The following is a 17,588-nucleotide window of genomic DNA, read 5'->3' as shown; positions in this document are numbered from 1 at the left end:
CCATTAGGATTCTCATTTTATAAACCTGTGAAAGGATTGTATATCTCTAGTTTTATTTTTTTCTTACCTGTCTTCCTTGAGGTATAAATTTCAATCACCCTGTCCGAAAAATTATCTTTATGCTTATCTAAAAAATAAACTAACTCATTATCAATATAGTTCTTAAAAAAAAGATATCCTGTCTGGTCAATGATTATGGTTTGTTTTTTTAAAATACTTGCCTCAATTAAACATCCCGAATAATTTGTAATATGCATTCCGCAAGATTTTAAAGATGTCGCTAGTGGTATTGTTGAAGGATTTTCAATTGAATAATGTTCCTGGGGCACATTATTTTTTTGCAAAAATTCCTGAATCAAATTTATTCCAGTACCGTTTCTTGGATGGATTCTCAATATCCAGGAAAAACAATCCTGCCTCATAAGTTTTAATATCTGCTCCGGGAAAAAGTACTTAAAATTGGATTCATTGATTAATTGTAACGTATATAGAAAATCGCAATTCTTATAAAACTGATTTTCGCTCTGAGTCATTGCGAGCCAAGGATGGCCTATTATTTTACTTCCGTCCATTAACTTCCACCAAGAGCTTAAATGCTCTTTCGATTTTTGATCCCAATTCCAATAGACTTTCGGCATAGTATTAAATCCATTTTTCGGTATTCGGGTCCAGCTACTATAAGCCATGTGAACATTGGTTTGAGGCCCATGTTGGAAATCAACCGTTTCTACACCCAGGGAATTTGCTGCAAACAAGGCCGCAGCCATGTCATCAAATCCATAATAACTGATTGTAACAAAACGTTGTGTACGACGCTTTTCAAAGAGCTTTTTATATACAATGGAAGTTGCTTTTACTTTGTTAGCCCATTTAACAATACTATCTTTTTCTAAGTCCAAATTTGTTCCAATACAGGAGTCCTCTAATATGCGCTCAAAAAATGAATCATATAATGGTAAATTACATTCAATACTCGAAGTTTTATATTGAGGCAACCACCTGGTGAGCCTATTAAGAATCTTATGACCATTTCTTAAGCTTATCCCATCAATTAGGCCCGTTTGATTGTAAGAGTTAGCTCTAATTCCCTGAATTTCTATGATAGTAGTTTTACCCTCTAAATGATGCGCCTTAATCATAGCGTCAAAAAATTTGTGAAAAAACAATCCATCATAACCCACACGATATAAGGAAAGTGTCGCAAACATAACCTGCTGACAAGTTTGTCGCTGTATTGAATTTAAATAATAAAACAGCTCAAAAAATTTAGTCTTCAACCTTTTAAAAAAGCCCGCATTTTTTTTTTGATGTTTCTTATAAGGCTTGAGGTTAGAAGTGCCTTCCACCAAATGAATAAGAGTATAATAAATTTTAATTCTTATATATGGCCATACGTGAATTCCATTAACAGACCAAGTATCTACAGGGAAGTCAGACTCAATGGCAACTATATAATCATGAATATCCTGATGACTCTTCATTTCCCGGGGCATCAGGCACTTTTGGATTGAAAAAACAGTGAAATTCTTATAGACTTATTACTTCTATGATAAGTATAGGGTTGATTGCGGTGATTTAAGATAATGGTCTCTAATAGTAACCTATTAGAATCCTCCAGAGAAATGTATTGAGGTTGTTTTAAGCGAAGTACTGTTTTCAAACGTGTCTTTAAAGACTTGGCGTGTTTATGTTCCTGAACCCTTATCAACAAAGTGCCATCAAAGCTACTTTCTTTAAGTTGAAAGCATAAAGCGCTGACTTCTTCCTGAGTCGAGTTTAACTCTAATGTGAATGATGGTTCCAATAGTTTTTTATATTGATCCTGATCAAACCCCAAACCCCAAGGCAAAGATTGATTTGCCTTGATCCTTTTCAGCGTTCCAGAAAACTGAAAGTACCCGTGATTTATTCGCTCTAAAGTTGAATGGTAGGGCAATTTACTTCCCGTATTTCTATACTCTTTTTTATGCCACTGATGCAACAACAACAATTCATCGGTATAGTGTGTGGTTGTAATACCCTTATGCTTTAGCCGTTCAAACATATCAGCATCTTCTGCTCCCCAGTTGTGATAGATCTCATCAAAGCCATTAAGCTCTAGCAAATCGACCGTTTTGAAAATTGCAGTACCGGTCAAGCCACCCACAAAGTCGTAATTATAGTTATCAAAGGATTTGTTGAGCTGACTTTCATGTTCAGATAAAAAACCATACGGGAAGTTGACAGGATGGCCCGACGCGACAAGCTCGAGAGCCTTATCTATAAATTCTGGGTGGCAAATACAATCCATATCCAGAACCATAAAATAGGTTGAGGTCGTTTTTCTCAATACTATATTAATAGCCCTCGTTTTATGAAAAAGCTGTCCTTGCGTGGGACACAAGATTAAATCGACCTTTATGAATTCTTTCACCAGTTTTGCAAGCTCTTGCTGATAATCTAAAGCACTACCATAATCGACTATCGTCAGTTGAATCCTGTTAGATAATTGGCTTAGAACAGATACCAGTAATTTTCTGACGATTTTCAGACTCCTGTTGCGATTAGGCACAACAATACTAAGCAAGGGTACTTCCTGATTCATATATATAATACAGTAGCATTAATGGGCTACTGTGTTTTTAAATCTTAAATAGGAACTTAAATCTTGTATCCCCTTTCTTAACAATTTTGAGAAGTTGATAAAAGAATAGGATTCTATATTTTTTTACTCTCAATGAAGGTGAATTCCACAAATTGGACTTTTTAGTAAAATCCAAACACTTGCCGGCTGCCGCAAAATCACGTTCGGCAAGCGCTTGTCTAAAAAAGCCAAGAATCCTTTTTAAAAGGATCAATCTGGTCTCAGGATCATCTACGTATGAAAGTACTGATTCCATCGCTTTTAGATAAGAATCGATGCCAAAATCAATCCTACTAAAAAAGCTGTTAGTAGATGACTCAAGGTCACGCCTATAGTAGATTAATGTTTTATTAATTACTTTAAAATTCGGTTCCGTATATAAAATACGTGTATGCAGTTCCCGGTCTTCAAGAATGTGTAAATCTTCTCTCATAGGCAAAAAAAGTTCCAGGGTTTTCTTTTTCCAAAAGGGAACAACCATACACATTAAAAAATCCCCTTTCACAAAAGATTTAAATGCATTTAGTGGCTTGACAAGGTCTTTGACTCGATCCTCATTAAATAAATCGACATCAAAATCACCGACGAATCCTTCAATCTTACATGTCACAAAATCATTATCCGCTATTGCATCGATCTTAAACTTTAAATGGTCTGGATGCATAATATCATCACTATCAAAAAACTGAATATACTCGCCTAATGATCGACTTACCCCGTAATTACGACATGCGCTTGGTCCCTTGGGTAGTTCTACAGGCCGGCATAGCAATTTAAACCTAGGGTCTATGACCACGTAGCCCTCAATGGCTTTTCTTGTGCTATCGCTACTACCATCGTCAACAATTATACACTCCCAGTTTTTATAGGTCTGTGCAATGATCGAGTCTAAGGTTTCCCCAATAATATGGGCTCTATTGTAGGCAGGAATGATAATAGAAATCAATTGATTCATTAAAATTTGACTTATTGAGGGTTAAGCCATTTTCTACGATATTCATAAAACGGCCTACTCTTAAACCTTAAAGCTCTTTTTTCTACAAGATGCCACGACAGATATCCAAACAACATTGATAAAGGCACAGAGCAGAGCATCAGGATCATTGCGTTAGGTGCAAAACAATACACCAACACTTGCTGGATGGGAAAACTATAGATATAAATACCATATGAACTGTCTCCCCATTTACCGAATTCCTTTACTCCGGACAAGGTTAAAAAACCCGTCATCAGCACGAGAGGTGTGAACACGATATGTTTGGCAACGTCATATAAATCCAGATAAACAGAAATACCTAATAGTACCAGCAATACCAGTGCAAAACCCCAGTGCACCCAGCGCTCCAATTCAAAAGTAGCCAGCAGGCTACCCAGCACAAAAAAGGTCCCCAAATTGAGCACATTATAGCCCAGCAGTCCGAACATGGAAAGCGGCCCCAATTCTTCCCTGAAAAAGATGTAGCTGCATAACATCACTGTGCTTGCCAGCAGTAAACAAAACTGTATCCACAATTTATTCCTCCGGAACAAAAAAAATACGGCGACAGATAGGTACAAGGTAAACTCATAACGTATCGTCCACAAGGATCCATTTATGGCATGGTAAAAGTTCCTGTCAAACACACCAGAAACCACACCCTGAAAACCATACAGCGACAAATTGTTAGGCAGGTAGGTGTACCACTCTATATTTCTGAACAGGGGGGTGCTCCCCTCATAAACAAGAGGAACCATAAGTATAGATAGGAGCAATACTATAAACAAACCGGGAAAGATTCGGAGTGCCCGCTTTTTCAAAAATATCCAGATAGATGCACTACGCGCAAAACTTCTATAAATAAAAAAACCGCTAATAACGAAAAAACCATTCAAGCCTAAACTCGCATAATTAACCTGACCATCAGTTAACATGTAGATCCATTGAGCATTTTCTGAATTCCCTGATAGCGGATACGAATGGGAAATCACCACCAACAGCGCAAAAACAAACCTTAGGAAATCAAAGTTATTGCTGCGATGCTGCTTTATTATTTGATCGTTTGCTTCTAAAACTTGTGGGGTTTGTTCCAATTAAACCTGATTATAGCCAGTAAGCGGAGTAATGCATACCAAATAGCAGAAAAAAATTGAATGCCCGACCTCACAAAAACCGCTACAAAACCCTTGAACCCTGAACAGATACTAACCTCCTGATGCCATAACTGGTAGTTTCCTTTCAGGTCATTTTTAAACCTAAAAAACTCCTGCTTTTTGGAACGTTTAATCTCATAATTAAAAATGGCTGGGATTAATTCAATATCGTAACCTGCCTCCACTACCCTTTTGGTCCATTCCTTGTCTTCAAAGGTTGCCACGTCTTCTCTAAATGGATGCTGTTGCCATACCGCTTTCGAAAAGGCGGAACCGGCAAAAATTAACCCTGATTTATTGGGATCGTCACTTGCCTTAATACCATTTATATATTGGCGGTAATCGCTTGAATTATGCAGGCAACGCAAGCCTGCAAGCTTAGGGTTAGCAGCAAAACGCTGCCTGATTAATCTAAAAAAATCGTGGCTTACCGGGTAAGCATGTGCACTAAAAATAACTATTATCGGATGTTTAGCCTGTAATGCGGCAAAATTGGCACTGCCACCATAACTAAATGCTTCAATCGTTTCAAATCGTGCGCCATAGCTTAGCGAAATTTCCTTGCTGTCATCGCTACTCAAGTTATCAATTACTACAATCTCGTCGACATCATCCGCGTAGCGCCGGGTTAGATTCTTGAGCAGAAATTCCAACGCAGGTGCCTGATTTTTGGTTCTAATGACTACACTTAATTTCATTAGTACTACTTCGTAAATTTATTTCTCCTATCTGGAGAAAACAGGAATTTGAAGGGTTTGAGCAGCAGGCGCCCGAGTTTATATTCCGCGGAATTCTTTAAGGCATTCTCTTTCGCTCTGGCGGTTTGAAGGTAATGGAACTGAACGGAGATAAAGTTCTGAAAATCTGATTTGTAGATTTCCGGATGTTTTTGAATGATATATTTTTTTACAGATTCCAGATGGTTAGTAACCGTATCTACCAGCATAGACTTTTTCGATTTCCTGTAGAAGAACAAAACTTCCGGAAAAATATGATAAGCTAATCCTTCCGTCTTGAGTACCCGTAACCAAAATTCCCAATCCTCAAAACCGGTTTTCATCTGCTCATCATAACCGCCTACTTTTTCCCAGGATGATTTTCTATACAGGGATGTTGACACCAATTGGTTCTGATACAATAAGTTGATCAGCTCAGAACCCTTTGGCTTTAATTGAAAATACGTTTTATCTACAGATTGGATAAAGAAGGCGGTGTAGCAGGAGACAATACTCAGATTATTCTTTTCAATTAATACAGGTACTAGTCGAGAAAGATAGTCTGGATGTAAGACATCATCTGCATCCAGCGGAAGGATCAGCGATCCCTCACTTATAAAGATTCCAGCATTTCGGGCATTGGAAAGGCCGCCATTCTCCTGCTCCAAATACCTGAAACGTGCATCCTTTTTAACCCATTGATGAGCAATGGTTTTTGTATGATCGGGGCTTCCGTCATTTACGATGATGCACTCCCAATAGTTATAAGTTTGTTCTAAGACTGATTGAAGGCATTGATCCAGATAGTGTGCCTGTTTGTAGCAAGGGACAATTATGGAAACCAAACAATTCATAATGATTCTCTCAGGCAAATCCGTTTTATCCATCTTAACGGAGCAAGCATTGCTTTCCCCAACCTATAGTCTAAGCTGTTCTCCCTTTTCAAAATCGTATTTTTTAAGTAAGCATTTGTTTGGATCATTTGATCCATTACACTATCAATGTTTTCGATATAAACTTTTTTATGTTTCTTATACAATTTCCTTCTCAAGGAGACATCATGATTTCTTACAGCATTATGATCTCTGGAGTTAGGCTTGATTCTGTAATTAAAAAGCACTTCGGGTATAATGTGCATATTATAACCTTTTGCAAGTACGGATATCCAAAAATCCCAATCCTCATACCCTTTATCAAATTGCGTGTCATAACCATTGACATCTACCCAGCATTTTTTTTTGAAAAGAGCACTGGCTATACCGTTATTTCTGACCAAAAAATTTTTTATCGTACCACCAGTAGGCCTAATAATATTTGTACTTGCTGAATCTCCAAATTTTTTATAAAATGATGAAACAATAGATGTATTTGGAGTTGTTCGTAGTACATCAAAGGCCTTCTCTAAAAAGGTAGACTCAAAATAGTCGTCTGCATCAAGTGTTAAGATCCATTCAGTCGTTGTCAGTCCTATACCTTTATTTCTAGCAGTACTAACACCTTCATTCTGGCAGTATATGACCTCTACCAAAGGGTGGTCTATCGATTGTAATACTTCTCTTGTAGACCTCGAAGATCCATCATCAATTATGAAAATTTTTTTTGGAAGTAAGGTTTGATTCAACGCGGAATCTACAGCATTAGTGATATACAAGCCATCATTATAACAAGGTATTATAACTGAAACATCACTTGTCACTGAATAAAAGCTTTGAACGTTAGCAGAATAAATAATAAATGCGCTTTAGTCTGGTTCACCATCACCTCTTTGTTAAATAAAGAATAACTATTCTAAACTCAATGATCATATGAAGATTTCTATCTCGTCAATAATTTAAACAACTTTACAATCATCTCTAAGAATCTTTTTAATTACTCAGATCTAGTAAAAGGATGAAAACTTATAAATCGTAAAACAGTTCCTTATAAAAAGTCTTACTTTTCTACTAAAGTTACCAAAGGAATACCACCTATAGAAGCGGCTGTTTCTGAAAAGGAACTCCAATAGGAACCATAAATACACTTAGTTTTTGATAAAGCATAAAGTTCAATTACGGCTCGCTCCATATCCTGTAAAGATGCTCTTCTAATATCTCTTAAATCCGTAATAATCCTTTTTCCAAACATTTCAACCAACTTGTTTTTTATAGCCAAATCATCAGAAGCAACATAAAAAACTGCCTGAATATTAGTTCTGATAATCATCTCAATCTCTTTGATAAAAAGTTCATCAGGACTATATGTTATGGCTTGTGAATGATCTGTGCGACGTATATGAAAGCCATATGTAAACTCGTTAAATTTAGATGTGATTTTTTCAATCTGCTCCGTAAGATGTGACACGGGTCTAAAAATTCCAAAATCATTACCGGTTTTGTAACACACATTTTTATAGCTCTTGAAATTAAATATCTGATGCTTTTGAGCCAGCTGTTCTATACTATCGTATTTATCAATATACCAGTGGATTTGAAATTCCGAAAAGACTTTTTGAAAACCAAACCACTTTAAAAATTTATTAATAAAGCGATTCTTAAATCCCCATAAGTGAAAGATTAATGGAAGCTTTTCATTTACACCTTTAACGTTTGGTAAAGTGATTTTTTCAAACAGTTGATCAAACCGAGCTGGTAGGTCACGGTCGGCAACCCAGAAAATATCGACATCTCTTGATGTAAGCCTCCCTAACTCGATTGCACCTACAATACCTCTTAAACGATTGCACAATCCATAAATGGCTTGAAATCTAATCATCTGAATTAATTTATAAGATCTGAAATTCGAATATCTAAGCCCAAAAATGTTTAACCATTTATTGAAAATGATTAATACTATTTAAGGAACGGAAAAACCTGTTTTCTTCTTCTTACCAAAGGAAAATATTTGATTAAGAGATATGAAAATATAATCCTAAGGTTACCGCTAAATTGTGTGGCCCATAAGCGTGTTTCATTCCACAAACCATCCTCTTTTTTATGTTTTAATATCCACACCCACTTTAATAATAAATCTATTTTATTCAATGCAACTTTATTCTTGCTAGACCAGGAGATCAGGGATTCATACATTTTATATATGTTTTCAGCATACAATTCATCATTATAAAAACTATTAAAATTATGTACTCCACGCAGGGCCACCGCCTTATCAATCTCACCTGTATAAATTTTACCAGCTATCGCCATTTTCCAAAATATATCAGTATCCTCAGCCACTTCAAGGTCTTCATTAAACAATCCAGTTCTGTCAAAAAGAGCTTTTTTAACCGTTAATCCATCTATTTGAAAATGTCCTACTTTTCCTGTCACAAGATTTTCAAATAAAGAGTCTGGCGCAACAACCTGATTCACGGTATACAGTTGCTGAACCTGAGGTAAATGGGACTTCGATGTGTCGTAAATCTTAAAGCCTACTGCATTATAAACGCCATCTGCATCTGATCTTTGTTTAAATATTTCCAAATCTTTTAAAAACCGATTATCTAGATAAAAATCATCCGCGTCCAAAAAAGCTATAAAGTTTCCTATAGCGTGGTTGATGCCTAAATTACGCGTGGCAGATCTTCCCTTATTACAATGGTTAGGGTGCGTTAGTACGGTTAGTTTCTTATATATTTTTTCCAGTTTAATCAACAGGCTATGAGAGCCATCTGTACTACCATCGTCTACCGCAACCACCTGAATAACCAACTCTTGCTCTATAGCGCTTGTTATAGCCTTTTCTAAATACCTTGCAGCATTATAGACTGGAATGATTACAGATATCTCAAAATTCATCAGGTTAGAATTTATTCAACAATCCCAATCGCTGTAACAACAAAATTCTACGTGATTTTCTAAGGCTTCGCAACGTACGTTCGAGATAAAACCGATGTTTAATATCTTCCAAAAGAATAGGAAATTCACGTTCTAAGATATGCTTACGTTCATGTTCTAGGCGTTTAGCATTTATTTCCAGCGAACTTATACCTCCCATATAAAAATTGGAAAAACTACTATTGATATATTTATAGCTCGCATTATTCTTGAGAACGGCCACTGCAAAGAATTTCCAATCAGCCACAATCTTAAGGCTAGCATCATAACCTCCCAGTTTTTCAAAAAGTATCCTTCTAGTGAAGGTTGCCTGATGTGCTGGCAGATCATCGTATAAATACCTGAAACTCAATTTTTCCGGAGCTTTCTTGATTCTCTTGGTTGCACCATCTATGATATTGATGTTAGCGTAAATTAAATCGGTGCCATCCAAATGCGATTCTATTTCCAGCAATGCATCTGGTCCTTGGAGCTCGTCACCACTATTTAAGAAATAGAGATACTCTGCTTTTGCTATCGAGGCACCCTTATTCATCGCATCATAAATACCTGCATCGGGTTCACTTATAAAATGCGTAAAAAAATGCCTATTCTGTTCAAGATATTGTTTGCTATTATCTGTGGAATCGCCATCAACAATAATCCATTCAAAATCTCTTAATGTCTGTTTTTCAATACTATTTAAAGTTCTTTCGAGACCTACTTGATTATTTAAGTTAACCGTTATTATGGAAATTTTCATTTATTCTGTCTCTATTTTAGATTGGGCAAACTTGATAATTATCCCTATATAGCTAAAGTTTTAACTATTTAATTTTCAATCCAACAAACACATCGTATGCAAAATCAAATGCATTAAAAAAGGCCTTAAAGATTTTCGTTGCCTTTGGTCTATTTAAAGTCTTGTAGAAGGAGCTACCTAATAGCCTATCAATTTTATTTATTGTATTCCTATTGTCAATATATTCTTGATAATCTTGAACGAAACCAGGAAAAAGCTGTTTTAAAATGACCTTTCTATCATTTCTTATTTGAGTTCTATTTTGAGATTGACTTGATACGCCAGACATATCATAATTTGAAAAAACGATATCAAGTTTCTTGTAAGAAGACTGATGGATAAAGATTGCCTTAAGAATAAATTCCCAATCAGAAATTATTGTATAATCAGTATTATAAAGTCCGACCTCCGAAAATAACTTTTTACTTATGATCATGGCCTGATGACAAATAGTACCGTTAAAAAAATAACTAAACCTCAAATCTCTGGGATAATTGTATAACATTTCACGATCTAGAAATTGCAACATTACGTCACCATAATAAATATCCCTGCCACACAAAATATTTTGAGAAATAGCTTTTAATATTTCCGAAGAGTATAACCAGTCTCCACTATTCAGAAAAAAAAGATAATCTCCTGTGGAGGCTAGAATTCCTTTATTTAAGGCGTCATAGATTCCTGCATCAGGCTCGCTTACCCAATAACTGAAATAAGCTTGATTTTCAACAAGATATTCAGCGCTACCATCAATTGAGTCACCATCAATGATAATAAATTCAAAATCCTCGAAATCCTGACATAATACACTATCAACAGTTTTTTTTAAACCATTAAGGTTATTATAATTAATAGTTATTATTGAAAATTTCAAATGCTTTTATTAATTGAGGAAAATAACTCTATATACTTGGCTGCCTGTAAATTTGAAGAATATTTATTTACAGCATTTGACCTTATCTTTTTACGATTAAATCTGTACGGGTCTTGTAAAAAATCGATAATTGTATCTCTTAATGCTTCACTTGTTATTTCATTAGCGAGTAAACCATTCTTCTCAGGTTCTATCATATCAATTATTCCACCAACTTTGAACCCAATTACAGGTACCCCACAAAAAAGAGACTCTATCACCGTATTGGGTAGATTATCCATAAGTGAAGGTATAACGAACGCGTCTGCCGCGCTGTAGCATAGGTTTAATAATCTTTGATCACCTATATAGCCCAAATAATGAAGATTTCCTGCATCTTCTAGCTTATCATTACCAACTCCTACAGCACATATATTTAATTCAGTATCCTCTATATTTTTTATGGCACTAAATAGAAAGTCTAGACCTTTACGCTTGTCTAATGTTGATTCTGCAAGGAAAAGTAGGATTTTTTTATTTTTAGGTAAACCCAAGAGCTTTCTCGCAAACTTTTGACTAATTATTTTAAAATTATTTAAGTCAAGACCATTTGCAATATGGTGGTGCTGAAAATAATGGAATAATTGACTGTTAGCTGACTCCTCATATAACCATTTTGAAGGTGCAACAATTTGAATATTATAATCGGAAGGTAATGAACTGCTTTTAAGTTCAATTATTTTTCGATGCACTTCCTGCTCTTGCGGAGTTACCTTCCTAAGTATCGGCTTATCTTCTTTAGTTAAACCAAGTATACCGTCTTGATAATGCTCTCCACCCGTAAAAGGATTCATATCGTGCAACGTCCAAACAACAGGTTTTTGATTTTTTTCAAAAAAGCTTTGAAAATCAACAAATCTGGCGACCCAATGAAGATTAATAATATCAGCTTCTTGATATAATTTACTTTCCGTAATATCGAATTCAGTTTCTGGAAAAGAGAATAGTGAAAGTCTTTTATCTCGAAATAATAAAAATTGATCTTCAGAACTTAATTTTGAGAATGACTTAAAAGTCCTAGGCCAAGAACGGTCAATCAAACGAGTAAGACGGCTTTGTAATCTGCTTAACTTAGACTTTGTCCTAGTTGTTTTTTTAAACTCATAGCTCTGAGGGATATCCTTAAACTTTCTTTTTAAAAGTAATTTACTGTCAACACCCATATCTAATAGAGCTAGATGAAGTCGAATACAGGCATTTGCTGCCCCACCACGGTCGAAGGTATTTACCAGTAGTATTTTCAATGCTTTTTTTTATAAATAAACATTATAGAATGTCCAATAATGCGACTCCGATATTTTTCTACGTAAGCCCTTATAAATTTATCAATTGATAAAAATTTATTGATCCGATTAATAAAAAAATTCTTTTTCAAACGTCTAGAAAGTGACGAAATATACCATTGAGAATGGTATGCCTGAAGAGGTTCATAGACTACATCCACTATTTCCAAGTTAAAATAGGAAGCGACTGAGTTTAGAGATTTCCTGTTCCACCGACCTGCATGGTGAGGAGGAAAATTTAGAATACCTCCTTCGTCATATTTTATAAATGAATCATTATTTGGCACACAGATCACAAGTCTACCGCCAGGCTTTAAAGATTTGATCTTTGAGGAAATGAAAGAGTGTACATCAGTAATATGCTCAAGTACCTGAAAAGAACAAACAACGTCAAACGACTCATTATTTTTCAGCGAAAATGCCTGTATAGATTTTTTCTTTACATCCAATCCTAATTCTCTAGCTTTTTCAATACTCTGCTCATTTAATTCAAGGCCTACACAGTCAAAATTCAAAGCCGAAAGTTTTTGAATAAAACCTAAACCACCCGCTCCAACTTCGAGTACCTTATCTTTTTTGTTTAATTTATTCAGTAGATATTCGTGTTCCCATTTCCAAGGCATATAATACCAATCAAATTTCTGAAGGTGTTCATAAAAAGCACTGTCACCATATATATCTAATGGATAGTAGTACTGATAACCACTAGAAAGCTCCTCATATAATTTGATTTCATCTATTCCTTTATAATATTGAGTAATATCAAAATTGAGCTGTTTTTGATATTTAGAAATAAGATCTTTGGTTTTATAAGTTTTAACAAGTGTTGAATTATTACTGGGATTCACTTCAAACATCGCTTATCAGTATTAATAGATTTCGTTGGCTAAAAATTTCATATTTACTTTGAAGCATCAATCAATACTAGAAATTTGAAATTTTAAACTACTGAACAGTATCTAATATTCATTGAATTCAGGGGATAAAAAAAGTTATTGATTTTAAAACTTAGAATGAATCTACATCTTTGAAATTATATTATGCTCAATCCTTATAAAAATATAGGTATTGCCTCTTAAGTCCATCCCTTAATTCAAGCTCGCTTTCCTTACGATTAGTGAATTTTTGAGAAAAAAATTCACTAATCGTCTCTATATTATAATCTGGAGGTTTAGTTTCGTTCCACGTCCTGACGTGCTTATCTTCCATAAAAATGAATTCTAGCAGTATCCCCTTTGTGGCAAACTTTAAACACGTTTCGCAAAATAAATAAACTGGAGTCTTTTGCCTGACACATATGTGATGTATTAAACCAAGTGCTAGGACTAACTCACCCTTTAATCTTGAAAAAACATCACCCCAAAACAAACCTGGGCCAAGGGCAGGTGTAGGTAAATTAAAGTCAATATGTGCAGGTGTTACTTTATTCTTTTTCAATAGTGTATTTACTATCTCCTCTTCATAATCAAAGGATAACACTTCTGCTCCGAAATGTTCAGCCATTTCTGAAAAATAGCCTTTATTAGACGCTAGATCTATTACTTTAGTATACCTTGCATTTTGGAATATTTCTAAACAAAAACTTTCTTTTTTATTTCTTGGTGATAAAAAATCAAACTTCTCTTCCTTATAATAATTTGACCAATATTGTTTAGATACAGGCAGCGGTCTATGATCCATCAACCATCTTAAAATTTCCTGAAATAAGATATTAGGTCTTTCCTTAAATTTTGCTAATCCCAAAAACTTTCTAAACAACAGTGCTTTACTATAAGAAGAGGTCATTAAAGACATACCGAAACCGTACTGATGTTCTTTCCTCAATTCTTTCGAAAGTCTGAAAGTTTTTTTGGAAAAAGAACTCAACCAAATAGGAATAGCAAACTTTTCCCAAAATTCCTGAAACCATTCATCAGATACAGATTGGGCTTCTATTAGAGATCCGAAGTCAATAAAAATAGGTTTATTACGATAGAAGGTGATATTGTAGGGATGTGCGTCATATGTAACAAAACCTAATTTGAAACATTCTTGATTAAGTTCAATAAATTGTACTGCAGCTTGCCAATACATTTCATTTGTATACTCGACAGGGTGCAAGATAAAAGGGAGATACTTATGTTCTAAGGTGAGCTTATTGGAGCTAGATTTTTCCTCAATGATAGTAGTTTCTATGAGACCTTTTTCGTGCAGCCTTATAATATTTTCTGATGATAAAAGTCTTCGATAGGATTGTATCTTTTCCTTTTTTTCAATTATTCGGAATACCTTATTGTCTGTAACTAAAACTCGGCCAGATTGATCATATAAATAAGGTATAATTTTAAGTTGACTCATTGAAATATATTTAACGCACCACCCATTGGCTTCTACAAACAATTTTTGCCAGATCTATATCACTTGGTAGCTTACTGCTCCCTAAGTAGTTTTCATTGATAATAGAAAACAATATCTTGCCTGAAAGATAATCTGCCAAAATTTGGTTTTTGAAGATAGCAACATTTACACTATAATTTCCTGGAATGATGGTTAGAGGATCCTGAATATTACACTCAAAAATAATTTTATTAGAATCATCATTTAAAGTGGGATTAGTCAAAGCCTCCATGTTATGCTCAAGGCGAATAATACCATCCCCTTTTTCATTATAAATTCCAAGAATAATTTTAATGCTTTCGATTGGTACAGGCGATGATGTCTTTGACACAGTGAGGATGAATTTTAATTTTTCCCCTAAACTAAATACCGTTTTAGACACTGATTGATCAACTTCAAATAAATCAATTTTCTTCATGAGCAATTCAGCATTCCCTTTCCTATCAGAAATCGCTTCAAGGTCTGTGTGGTGTGTCAATTGAGTATTTAAATATTCACTTATGATTTCTTTTGTAGTACCACTATTTGCTATACTACCATTTGTTAGATGAATTGCTCTGGTACATAAAGACGCGACACTGTCCATATTATGACTCACAAACAATACGGTCCTACCCCCAGTGCTTGAAATATCCTGCATTTTCCCAATGGCCTTTTTCTGAAACTCTGCATCACCAACTGCTAATACCTCGTCCACTACCAAAATATCCGGTTCCAAAAAGGCGGCTACGGCAAAACCTAACCGAACACCCATTCCGCTGGAATAGCGCTTGACCGGGGTATCAATATACATTTGACAACCGGAAAAATCAATAATCTCATCGATCTTACAGGCAATCTCAGCTTTAGTCATCCCCAGAATAGCACCATTGAGGTAGATATTTTCACGGCCAGTAAGCTCGGGGTGCATTCCCGTCCCTACTTCAAGCAGGCTGGCCATACGCCCCCCTACTTTAATGCTACCGGTGGTTGGACTAGTCACTCTGGAAAGAATTTTTAGTAAAGTAGATTTACCTGCGCCGTTTTTACCGATGATCCCAATAATTTCACCGCGCTTTACTTCAAAATTGATATCCTTCAAAGCCCACACATAGTCTGAACTGGCAGTTGAACTGCGGTCATTTACCGCACCAATTTTCAAATACGGATCTTCTTTGCCTCGTAGCTTCGCCCAGGCTCTATTGATATCATGACCTAAGGTCCCGGTTCCTACTTTACCCAAACGGTATTGTTTGGAAAGGTTTTCTATCTTTAGAATGATATCCTCTTTCATAGTCATTCTTTTAAAAAGGGGCAGGCTTTCATCAGTTCGGTTTGCAAGTCTTTTATGGTCTGCTGTTTTGGTAAATTATGCTTATGCGCATCTACCTGACCAATCCAATACATGCTGTTTATTTCATTGGTAACCATAATGGGATGGTAAGCCTCCAGTCCTACGGAGAGAAAATAGTCAAGGTACTTTACCCCGTCACCAAAGATAGCATTTGAGAATTTCACCTGCACCGCCGGAATGTTGTACGCGTGCGCAACTATGATGCCGTGGAGGGACGAGGAAATAATACGTTTACAGGACTGGATTTGACGGGTTGTTGATTCAATATCATTGGTCAGAAAGTCGATGATGCAGATGGTCAGGTCTTCCTTCATCATATTTTTAACCTTCCTATAATCATTAATATGAGGAATAATACCCAACTCGTATTTTTTGGATTGAACATCTTCAAAGTATAGCGGTAACAGCAATGCCGGATCACCATATACTTCCGGACAATCGTACCCGAGCTCTAGAATACGTTTTCGTGATAATGGTCCCCTTACCGCTGTAAAAGTTGCCTTTGCGATCTGTGCATCCCGATGACTGATTCCGCTACCCCAAACAATGCAATGACTACCTATATGTTCTAAAATACTTCCTATGGTTACGTATACCGGCATCCACAGGTTCTTTAGATAAAATCGGTTTGCTCTTAGCCAGGTAACTTTCCTGCCGGAGATCTTTTCTGTCAAATATTTACCCAAGAGATCGCCATAATTCTCCCGATCTTTTTTTTGAATATAAATCTCGCTCCACCAGTACAGACTTAATTGCTTTGCCACTAAACCGTATCAATAAAAGTCTTCTCCGTCTTATTGAACACAATCAATCCTAAGAAAAACACCAGGATTCCCAGAAAAAATCCTGCATATATACCCGTCCAATGAATCGCCAGACTATTGAACCATAAACTGCGGTAGCTCTCAATGATCTGAGCAATAGGGTTCCATTCTACCGCCCAGTAGTAGTCCTTTAATTTGTCACGAGCTGCGTCCAGCGAATACATCACTGCGCTTAGGTATAATAATAAATTTAATCCAAAACCGATCAATACGTTCAAATCCCTATATTTTGTAGTCAATGCAGAAAGAATTAGGCCAAATCCCATTCCTATCAAAATGATATTCAGCAAGATTACAACGATCAAAGGCAAACTCGCACTGGGAAGAATATCCATACCCTTGTAGTAATAGTAGGCATAGAAGACAATCAATATGATTACCTGAATACCAAACTTAAACAATCCAGAAATCACCCGTGAAGCCGGCGCAATAAATCGCGGAAAATACACCTTTCCAAATAAACCTGCATTCGAGGTGAAAGCCGAACTTGAAACGCTTAAGACCTCTTTAAAATAACTCCATAAGGTCAATCCGGTAAGATTAAAAAGGAAATTGGGAATCGCACCATTATCGATTCCTGCTACCTCGTTAAAAACTAATGTAAAAACCACACTGGTAAAAAGAGGTGCGATAAGAAACCAAAGTGGACCTAAAATGGTTTGCTTATATGCCGTTGTGATATCTCGCTTCACAAATAACATCAATAAATCCCGATACCTCCAAATTTCCCTGAGGTTCAGATCGATCAATTTACCTTTGGGCTTAATCTCATACAACCAATCTTCGTTTTCTGCCAT

The 17,588-nt window shown here is 35.8% G+C and carries 17 protein-coding genes; all 17 read right to left on the bottom strand.

Annotation, left to right across the window (positions count from 1 at the left end; genetic code table 11):
• Positions 1 to 17: 17 nt before the first annotated feature.
• A complete protein-coding gene (locus tag ACSSS3_RS11055; RefSeq protein ID WP_442844665.1) occupies positions 18 to 1,493 on the bottom strand; it encodes a hypothetical protein in 1,476 nt (491 codons plus the stop codon).
• The gene (locus tag ACSSS3_RS11050) at positions 1,493 to 2,584 is read right to left on the bottom strand and encodes a glycosyltransferase family 2 protein (RefSeq protein WP_442844664.1); all 1,092 of its coding nucleotides are present in this window, start codon (positions 2,582 to 2,584) and stop codon (positions 1,493 to 1,495) included. Before ACSSS3_RS11050 ends, ACSSS3_RS11055 begins: the two co-directional genes overlap by 1 nt.
• A 37-nt stretch (positions 2,585 to 2,621) precedes the next feature.
• Positions 2,622 to 3,578, bottom strand: coding sequence for a glycosyltransferase family 2 protein (locus ACSSS3_RS11045; RefSeq protein WP_442844663.1), 957 nt, complete (start codon positions 3,576 to 3,578; stop codon positions 2,622 to 2,624).
• Positions 3,579 to 3,589: 11 nt separating this feature from the next.
• Entirely contained in the window at positions 3,590 to 4,693 is a 1,104-nt protein-coding gene (locus ACSSS3_RS11040) for an acyltransferase family protein (RefSeq protein ID WP_442844662.1), read from the bottom strand.
• Positions 4,669 to 5,451 (bottom strand): glycosyltransferase, encoded by a 783-nt coding sequence (locus ACSSS3_RS11035; RefSeq protein ID WP_442844661.1) that lies wholly within the window; start codon positions 5,449 to 5,451, stop codon positions 4,669 to 4,671. The genes ACSSS3_RS11040 and ACSSS3_RS11035 overlap by 25 nt, the downstream gene beginning before the upstream one ends.
• Before the next feature lie 5 nt (positions 5,452 to 5,456).
• Entirely contained in the window at positions 5,457 to 6,323 is an 867-nt protein-coding gene (locus ACSSS3_RS11030) for a glycosyltransferase family 2 protein (RefSeq protein ID WP_442844660.1), read from the bottom strand.
• Complete coding sequence (locus tag ACSSS3_RS11025) at positions 6,320 to 7,165, bottom strand: glycosyltransferase family 2 protein (RefSeq protein ID WP_442844659.1); 846 nt, start codon at positions 7,163 to 7,165, stop codon at positions 6,320 to 6,322. Before ACSSS3_RS11025 ends, ACSSS3_RS11030 begins: the two co-directional genes overlap by 4 nt.
• Positions 7,166 to 7,401: 236 nt before the next feature.
• Positions 7,402 to 8,220, bottom strand: coding sequence for a hypothetical protein (locus tag ACSSS3_RS11020; protein ID WP_442844658.1), 819 nt, complete (start codon positions 8,218 to 8,220; stop codon positions 7,402 to 7,404).
• Positions 8,221 to 8,297: 77 nt separating this feature from the next.
• Entirely contained in the window at positions 8,298 to 9,242 is a 945-nt protein-coding gene (locus tag ACSSS3_RS11015) for a glycosyltransferase family 2 protein (protein ID WP_442844657.1), read from the bottom strand.
• Between the two features lie 4 nt (positions 9,243 to 9,246).
• Positions 9,247 to 10,023 (bottom strand): glycosyltransferase family 2 protein, encoded by a 777-nt coding sequence (locus ACSSS3_RS11010; RefSeq protein WP_442844656.1) that lies wholly within the window; start codon positions 10,021 to 10,023, stop codon positions 9,247 to 9,249.
• A gap of 64 nt (positions 10,024 to 10,087) precedes the next feature.
• Positions 10,088 to 10,936, bottom strand: a complete 849-nt coding sequence (locus tag ACSSS3_RS11005; protein WP_442844655.1) for a glycosyltransferase family 2 protein — start codon at positions 10,934 to 10,936, stop codon at positions 10,088 to 10,090.
• Positions 10,933 to 12,219 (bottom strand): glycosyltransferase, encoded by a 1,287-nt coding sequence (locus ACSSS3_RS11000; protein WP_442844654.1) that lies wholly within the window; start codon positions 12,217 to 12,219, stop codon positions 10,933 to 10,935. The genes ACSSS3_RS11005 and ACSSS3_RS11000 overlap by 4 nt, the downstream gene beginning before the upstream one ends.
• Complete coding sequence (locus ACSSS3_RS10995) at positions 12,216 to 13,115, bottom strand: class I SAM-dependent methyltransferase (RefSeq protein ID WP_442844653.1); 900 nt, start codon at positions 13,113 to 13,115, stop codon at positions 12,216 to 12,218. The genes ACSSS3_RS11000 and ACSSS3_RS10995 overlap by 4 nt, the downstream gene beginning before the upstream one ends.
• A gap of 187 nt (positions 13,116 to 13,302) precedes the next feature.
• Entirely contained in the window at positions 13,303 to 14,595 is a 1,293-nt protein-coding gene (locus ACSSS3_RS10990; RefSeq protein WP_442844652.1) for a hypothetical protein, read from the bottom strand.
• 10 nt (positions 14,596 to 14,605) lie between these two features.
• Positions 14,606 to 15,907 carry an ABC transporter ATP-binding protein gene (locus ACSSS3_RS10985; RefSeq protein WP_442844651.1) on the bottom strand — a complete coding sequence of 434 codons (1,302 nt, stop codon included), beginning with the start codon at positions 15,905 to 15,907 and terminating at the stop codon, positions 14,606 to 14,608.
• A gap of 2 nt (positions 15,908 to 15,909) precedes the next feature.
• The gene (locus tag ACSSS3_RS10980; RefSeq protein WP_442844650.1) at positions 15,910 to 16,731 is read right to left on the bottom strand and encodes a polysaccharide pyruvyl transferase family protein; all 822 of its coding nucleotides are present in this window, start codon (positions 16,729 to 16,731) and stop codon (positions 15,910 to 15,912) included.
• Positions 16,731 to 17,588 (bottom strand): ABC transporter permease, encoded by an 858-nt coding sequence (locus ACSSS3_RS10975; protein ID WP_442844649.1) that lies wholly within the window; start codon positions 17,586 to 17,588, stop codon positions 16,731 to 16,733. The genes ACSSS3_RS10980 and ACSSS3_RS10975 overlap by 1 nt, the downstream gene beginning before the upstream one ends.

The organism is Leeuwenhoekiella sp. H156 (assembly GCF_052218455.1).
In the GTDB taxonomy this organism is placed as follows: Bacteria; Bacteroidota; Bacteroidia; order Flavobacteriales; family Flavobacteriaceae; genus Leeuwenhoekiella; species Leeuwenhoekiella parthenopeia.
The sequence above is the reverse complement of the archived record's forward strand: the minus strand, read 5'-3'. Positions and strand labels throughout refer to the sequence as shown.

What these genes read in the sequence shown, in the direction of transcription:
- ACSSS3_RS11055 (WP_442844665.1), bottom strand. Translation starts at nt 1,493, where the DNA reads ATGCCCCGGGAAATGAAGAGTCATCAGGATATTCATGATTATATAGTT.
- ACSSS3_RS11050 (WP_442844664.1), bottom strand. Translation starts at nt 2,584, where the DNA reads ATGAATCAGGAAGTACCCTTGCTTAGTATTGTTGTGCCTAATCGCAAC.
- ACSSS3_RS11045 (WP_442844663.1), bottom strand. Translation starts at nt 3,578, where the DNA reads ATGAATCAATTGATTTCTATTATCATTCCTGCCTACAATAGAGCCCAT.
- ACSSS3_RS11035 (WP_442844661.1), bottom strand. Translation starts at nt 5,451, where the DNA reads ATGAAATTAAGTGTAGTCATTAGAACCAAAAATCAGGCACCTGCGTTG.
- ACSSS3_RS11030 (WP_442844660.1), bottom strand. Translation starts at nt 6,323, where the DNA reads ATGAATTGTTTGGTTTCCATAATTGTCCCTTGCTACAAACAGGCACAC.
- ACSSS3_RS11020 (WP_442844658.1), bottom strand. Translation starts at nt 8,220, where the DNA reads ATGATTAGATTTCAAGCCATTTATGGATTGTGCAATCGTTTAAGAGGT.
- ACSSS3_RS11015 (WP_442844657.1), bottom strand. Translation starts at nt 9,242, where the DNA reads ATGAATTTTGAGATATCTGTAATCATTCCAGTCTATAATGCTGCAAGG.
- ACSSS3_RS11010 (WP_442844656.1), bottom strand. Translation starts at nt 10,023, where the DNA reads ATGAAAATTTCCATAATAACGGTTAACTTAAATAATCAAGTAGGTCTC.
- ACSSS3_RS10995 (WP_442844653.1), bottom strand. Translation starts at nt 13,115, where the DNA reads ATGTTTGAAGTGAATCCCAGTAATAATTCAACACTTGTTAAAACTTAT.
- ACSSS3_RS10990 (WP_442844652.1), bottom strand. Translation starts at nt 14,595, where the DNA reads ATGAGTCAACTTAAAATTATACCTTATTTATATGATCAATCTGGCCGA.
- ACSSS3_RS10985 (WP_442844651.1), bottom strand. Translation starts at nt 15,907, where the DNA reads ATGAAAGAGGATATCATTCTAAAGATAGAAAACCTTTCCAAACAATAC.
- ACSSS3_RS10975 (WP_442844649.1), bottom strand. Translation starts at nt 17,588, where the DNA reads ATGGCAGAAAACGAAGATTGGTTGTATGAGATTAAGCCCAAAGGTAAA.